This window comes from Sphaerimonospora mesophila (assembly GCF_001417795.1).
Taxonomy (GTDB): Bacteria; Actinomycetota; Actinomycetes; order Streptosporangiales; family Streptosporangiaceae; genus Sphaerimonospora; species Sphaerimonospora mesophila.
On record NZ_BCBX01000063.1, the window covers coordinates 25,357 to 31,758 of the forward strand.

Sequence of the window (6,402 nt, forward strand, 5' to 3'; positions counted from 1 at the left end):
AGACGGCATAGGGTTCAGCGGAGCAAGGTAAGAGAGGACCAACGATGACTGAGAGCACGACGGACACGACGCGCCGTGCTGTGATCTTCGGAGCCGGGGGAGCGGGACTGGCGGCGGCACTCGCCGCGTGCGGTGGCGGTGGCGACGCGGGGGCTCCCGCGGCCAAGCCCACCGGCCCGATCGCGCAGACCTCGGACATCCCCGAGGGCGGCGGAAAGATCTTCGAGGATCTGAAGGTCGTCGTGACCCAGCCCGTCAAGGGGGAGTTCAAGGCGTTCAGCGCGGTCTGCACGCACCAGAGCTGCCTGGTCGGCACCGTCTCCAACGGCACGATCAACTGCCACTGTCACGGCAGCAAGTTCGACGTCGCCGACGGGTCGGTCAAGGACGGCCCCGCCGGCGCGCCCCTGCCCGAACAGAAGATCAGCGTAACTGACGGCGGCATCACCCTCGCGTGATATGCGCGGACACGCGTAACCGAGACCGGGGCGGCCAAGGTCATCTACTCCATGCCGCCCCGGCACGCTAACCGCAGAGCCTCGGGACGCGACCTCCAACCAGGCCGCCGCGCGCCCGCACAGGCGCAGGCCCGCTTGTGACGGCGCCGCCGGTGCACGATCCTCGTGATCGTCACCTGCCAGTCGATCTGCTCGCTGTCCTCATATCCCAAGAACCTGAAACCGGTCTCGCACTCGGTGCAGCACCGCTGACCCTCTGGCACCGACATCGCGGTCGCGGCCGGACGCATCCCCCGCGCCGGGCCCGTCTGCGCCGTCGGAGTCCGGGGTGTTCTTCTTCTCCGAGGACCGGCCGAACAACATCCGAGACAGCACCACGACCTGCTCGCTCAACTCCTCGATCCGGGCCTCAGTCTCGGCTGCCCGAGCCTCAGCCCGCTCAGCACGGGCTTCGGCCTGCTCGGCACGGACATCATCTGCCCCAAGCTGGATATCTCGATCCAGGAGTTCGATAGGAAGTAGCGATCTCTTTGCTAAATATCACAGTCAGATTGGTGGGGTGATATTCAATCACCCCTTCTCTATAGATTCCCAGACAGACGACAACTGAGCGATGTTCCTCCAGATCCAATCGGACTGACCAGAGGTTCCGAGAGGACTCTTCGTCCGGAATATGTGGAACAAAGGTAACATTCTCGATCTCGAGGCGGACTAGCCCCGTCCAGGGCTTCGATTCGGTGACAGAGACGTTCTGGATATCGCCCATTGGCGGAAGGGCGTCGTCGGTAATCTCGAGCGCGATCCCTTCGTCGAACCCCTGCATTAGCCAAGATGCCCGGAACCAGCCATTTTCCAGCCTTAGGGTGACATAGTGGTCTACGTCATGTATGTCATTTCTTTCAAATTCCTCTCGAGTGCCCCAGTTCGGGGATGTCCCGTAATAAATCTCCTTTATCGGATTGTGTGTCAGGAACAGGGAGATTGCGCCGACCTCGTCGCTTTCCCCGTAAGAATTCCAGGGTTGAGCCTTAAGGTACATCAATTATACATTCCGAAATAGGCGAACTTGCCGTTCGCGTCGAAAACTGCGCCAATTTTCTCGCCTCTGATGACGGCGACGTATCTAAATCCACCGGCGAATGCACCCTTTCTGACTTGTGAGTATTTTACTGAAGGGTCCCTGAGGATTTCCTCGAGCAGATTCTGGCCTGCCTCATTCAGCTGCTTTCCCTTCACTCTGTCTAACTGGCCCCGAGCCATGTGCTTTTGATACTCAAAGCCGGCGCGAGTAAGATTGTTTTTATCCGGTGCCCTCCCCGCGGCCGCCAGTTGGTCTAGGCTGAAGCAGTTGCTGTTGTGAACGAGTACATTTGTATCTTCGACTGCCACATGGTAGGTGTGCAGACCGCGGACCGTAAGGTTGTAGACACGCTGGTTGCTTCGATGGTAGGTGCTGGTGCTTAGGACCGCGAGCCCGTCGCCACCGTCGGAGGTGAGTACCCGCATCCCGGGTCGCAAGTCCTTGGCGTTGAACCAGTGGCCCTGGTCTTCCGACCAGAAGGGGTGGCTGTCGGTAGCGATGACGGTGCCGGTCTGGTCTCCACGGGGGCCGTCGGTGTCGATGGTGATCTGAATGAGGTTCTTGTCGCCTTCGCTTGTGATCAGAGCGACGACGGGGTGTGGTCCGGTCTGCCCGGTGACTGGGTCGGTGGCGAGTACGCGATCCCCGACCTCGACTTTCTCGATCGGCTTACGAGTGCCGTCAGCCATTAAAATGTGAGAGTCGGGAGGGAAACTGCTGCACGGGGATTTGGGTCGTAGATTTCCCTTGGGGCGCACTATTGAGATGCCGCCGTCGCCCCTGCCTCCGAAAATCATTCCGGATGAAGCGGCAGATTGCATTGCCATCTTGAAGAATTCGGTTGGTGAAACGTCCTGGCATGCATATCCGCCATACTTGCAGATAAGATGGGCGAACGATTGAAGTCCCATGAGGTCACCCGGACTGCAATCACCTCCGGGCGAGTTCATGTCTCCCGGCGAGCAGTCAGGCGGACCCCAGGGATTGACGTTCTTCTTAAAGTCTGCCATTGCTTGTGAGTAAGCGAGGTTGTAGCCCGTATCGTTATCGTAGCCAGTGATTGTGGTCGGCCCCATAAACATTTTGAAATATGGCTTAGATCGCTTGATCCATCCGCGTTTCTGGTCCCACATCCAGTCCCGATTAAATTCCCAGCAGGCGATACTGCCCGGTGCCTTCTTGCACGGACTCTCTGCTGGAATGGCCAGTCCACTGGGATCGGACAGGCCGATGGGGTTGTTGCCGGCGTAGCCGTAGGGGTTGGCCCATTGGGGTTTGCGCAGGTCGAGGAGAGGGTCGGTGGTAATGAATTTGGCGGTGGCAGGGTCGTAGTAGCGGGCGGATAGGTAGGTCAGGCCGGTGGAGTCGTCTTCGATCTTGCCAAGGAAGCCCAGGTCGGTGAAGGGGAGGTTGTCGGCGCCGCGGCGCTGGCCGAAGGGCAGGTAGCGTTCGCGGGAGACGGTGCCGGTGGCGTCGTTGACGGCGAGTTGGACGGAGCCGTGTAGGCCGGAGGCGAGCCAGGTGACGCCGTCTCCGCCGATGCGCATGGCGACGGTGGCGCCGTCGGGGGTGGTGTAGTAGCGCTTGCCGGTGATGGTGTCCCCGTCCACCTCGATTTCCATCGAGCCCAAGTACAGGGTGGTCTTGCCGCCGGGGTCGCGGCGGATGAGGCGTTCGCCGTCGGCGTCGTAGACCATCGTGGTGTCCTGGCCGTCGATGGTGGCCTTCTCCAGTTGGCCGAGTTCGTTCCAGGCGAGGGTGCCGTTCTTGCCATCGACCGTGCGGGAGACCAGTTGTCCGGCGTTGTCGTAGGTGTAGGTGTCGGTGCGGTCAGGACGAGTGATGGTAGACACCGCGTTGGGGCGTGTCGCGTTCGCGCCGGGTTGGGGGTAGGTGTAGGTGGCGGTCTGTTCGCCGTCGGTGATGCTGGTGATGTTGCCGACGGCGTCGTAGGCGTAGGACTGGGCGTAGGGGTCGATGCCCTGGTTGTCGGCCGAGCCGGTGCCCGTGCCGCACTCGGGTGTGGTGGTGGTCCAGGCCTGCGACAGCCGGTGCAACCCGTCATAGGTGAAGCACTCTGACTGTCCCGGGCTTCCCCCGGCGGCGGTGGCGGCGTCCAGGATGCGGGTGATCTCGCCGGAGATGTCGTAGGTGTACCGGTCGTCCTGGACGGTCACGGGGTTGAGGGTATTGGCCTTGGTCGTGGTGGTGACCCCCGTCAGCCATCCGGTTGTCTCATCCCAGGCCAGTGTCCGTTTGATCTTCCCGCCCGCGCCGTAGGCGCGTTCGGTCAGCCGTGCGGTGGGTGAGTAGGTGGTGGCGTGGACGTAGGTGAAGCCGCCGCCCACATTGGAGGTCATCGCTTGGGGGAGGTTGAGGTCGGTGTAGGTGGAGGTGACCGTCTCGGCCGGGAGTCCGCCTGCGGCGGGCATGGTGTAGGTCGCGGTGGCGCCGGCGGTGTTGTAGGTGGTGGCGAAGGTGTACGTCCCGGCCAGCAGCCCCTCAGAGGATGGGACCGTCAGGGTGGAGCCGGTGGGGCGGCCCATGCTGTCGTAGCCGGTGACCGCATCGGTGTAGGCGTTGCCGCCGGAATACCGGGTGGCGGAGGTCAGCTGGCCCTTGGCGACCGTGTCGTACGTCCATTCGGCGAGCTTGGTGCCCGAGCCGGGCTCTCCGGACCACATGGCGGTCTTCCGGCCGAGGTCGTCGTAGGCGTGGGAGACCTTCTGGCCCTTGCCGTTGGTGGACCACAACATGCGCCCGGCCGGGTCGTAGGCCTGCTCGGAGTCGCCTGCGTCGGGGTCGTGGGCGGCGATACGGCGGCCGAGCAAGTCGTAGGTGAAGGTGCGGACGTTGCCGTTCGCATCAGTCTGCTTGATCAGCTGACCCTTGCGGTCGTAGGTGAAGGTGGTGATGTAGTGGCTGGTGGTCTGTTCGGGCAGGTCGATGGTCGCGTTCTGTCGGTCCGACCAGCCTGACTGCGCCGCCTCCCCCGCATCTTGGCTCAATGCGTCCGTGCCCGCCGCGGTCTTAGGCGCGGGCGCTTCCGGCCCGGCCATGGCCGCTGCCTGCTGCCCGCCCGCACCGGTCAGCCATTCCTCGATCTTGGTGACCTGGTCGGCGGCATCGGCGTAATACACCGTCTTTCCGCCCGTTGGTGGCGTCACCTCGTACTTGTCCGCACCCAGATAGGTCGTCGTGGTACGGCGCAGCTCGTTGGCCGCCGACATGTCCACCGCGGCGACGGTCCGGCCCAGCGCGTCGTAAACCGGCCGGGACCACTGCGGCAGCGACGTCAAGGCGGGGTTGAGCAGCCCGGACCCCGGTGCGGCGGTGTTGTGGACCGGGGCGGAGGTCGCGGCCGTCAACCCCCGTGCATCGTAGGTGGTGACCTGGACGATCCGTCCGCCTGCTGGGGAAGGTGTCTGGGTCTCCCGGGCGCGGCCCAGCCCGTCGAGGTAGGTGTGCGTGGACACCCACATTGCCGAACTGCCGCTGCCCGACTGCAGCCGTGAAACGGCGGTTTTGGCCGGGCCGTTCACCGTCCCGTTGGCATCGGCCGGGATGGTGTAAGCGACCTTGGCCGCCGGCGTCCCACCCGTCTTGGGCGCGACCGGCGTCCACAACTGCAATGTCCGGCCGAGCACGTCGTAATCGATGTTGATGTCGTTGTTGTTGGCGTCCCGCATCCCGACGGGCAGGCCGTTGTACGGCGAGGACCACATGGTCGTCGTGTGTCCAAGTGGGTTGGTGACCGTGACTCCACCTGAGGGCCACCCGACTGCCGGGCTGTAGGTCGTGGTGGTCGTCTTGCCCAGCGGGTCGGTCACGGTTAGCGGGCGGCCGTAGTCGTCGAAGGTGCTCTTGGCTGCCGAGTAGTCGGAGGCCGTGGAGTGGGCACGGATCTCGGTGACGTTCCCCTTCGTCGGGGCGTTCGTGCTCGGGCTGGTCGCCCCGTCATACAGGGTGACCGTACGGTCCAGCAGCGTCCCAGACGAGCAGTCGTCCCCGGCGCGTGTCTCCTCACTGGCCGGGTAGGAGATCATCCACGCGCCGTTCGCGGTGTTGCGGGCGTAGGTGGTCGCGGTGCAGGTGTTGTCGGCGCCGTCGCCGCGCTCACCGTAGTCGTTGACCTTGACCGGTAGCCCGTCGGCGTTGTACTCGGTCTTGGTCTCGGTGTACCTCCAGCCGGAGGTCACCTTCTCCCGGGACACCTGCCGGGAGACGTTGATCTGCCGGGGGTCGGCGATGCCGGGGCCGTCACCGGTGGTGACGCGGACGTACTCGTAGCGGGTGGAGGATTCTTCGGTGTAGCCGCTGAGCCCGGAGCTGTAGACGGGGCAGGCGCCTAAGTCACTCCAATACTGTGATCCCGGCGCGGGGGCCTTGCCCGTGCTGGAGGCGGTGGACATCCAGTTGTGCCCGTTGTGGGAGACTGGCCAGTCGGCCGGATAGCTGGCCGTGGCACTCCACGGCTGGAACGAGCACTTGGGCGTGGGGGCGCTCCATCCGGTGGCCTGCCAGGTCTGCTCCTGCAACGTGCGCCCCGACAGCACCCGCAGGTCGTTGTAGCTGTTGCCGTCGAAGTCGGTCACCTGGACGTGCTTGGGTGTGCCGTCGTTGAACACATCGTCATACAGGCCCCGATAAAAGGTGGCGCTGGTGACCGTGTACCCAGCCGGGTCACTTCCGCTGCCCGTGATCACCCGGACCGTGGGGTAGCCCCGCCAGTCGGTCCAATCCCCCCAGGACTGGCTGCAGTCCTTCGGCATGCCGGGAAACCACCCGCCGAAGCAGGGGAACGGCTCAGGCACTTCATAGATATCCGGGGTTGTCCCGAACTCCGGCCGGCGGGCCCAGGCG

General features: G+C 64.0%; 3 protein-coding genes. 1 reads left to right on the forward strand and 2 read right to left on the reverse strand.

Features of this window, described 5'->3' with window-relative positions; all coding sequences use genetic code 11:
- Nucleotides 1–44 precede the first annotated feature (44 nt).
- A complete protein-coding gene (locus tag AP234_RS33020) occupies nt 45–458 on the forward strand; it encodes a Rieske (2Fe-2S) protein (protein WP_055483687.1) in 414 nt (137 codons plus the stop codon).
- Nucleotides 459–930: 472 nt separating this feature from the next.
- Here the strand turns inward: AP234_RS33020 and AP234_RS36880 are convergent, their stop codons facing one another.
- Nucleotides 931–1,497: a hypothetical protein gene (locus AP234_RS36880; RefSeq protein ID WP_152990755.1), complete on the reverse strand. Its 567-nt coding sequence runs from the start codon at nt 1,495–1,497 to the stop codon at nt 931–933.
- Nucleotides 1,497–6,311 carry a polymorphic toxin-type HINT domain-containing protein gene (locus AP234_RS39325; RefSeq protein ID WP_152990756.1) on the reverse strand — a complete coding sequence of 1,605 codons (4,815 nt, stop codon included), beginning with the start codon at nt 6,309–6,311 and terminating at the stop codon, nt 1,497–1,499. Before AP234_RS39325 ends, AP234_RS36880 begins: the two co-directional genes overlap by 1 nt.
- Nucleotides 6,312–6,402: the final 91 nt, after the last annotated feature.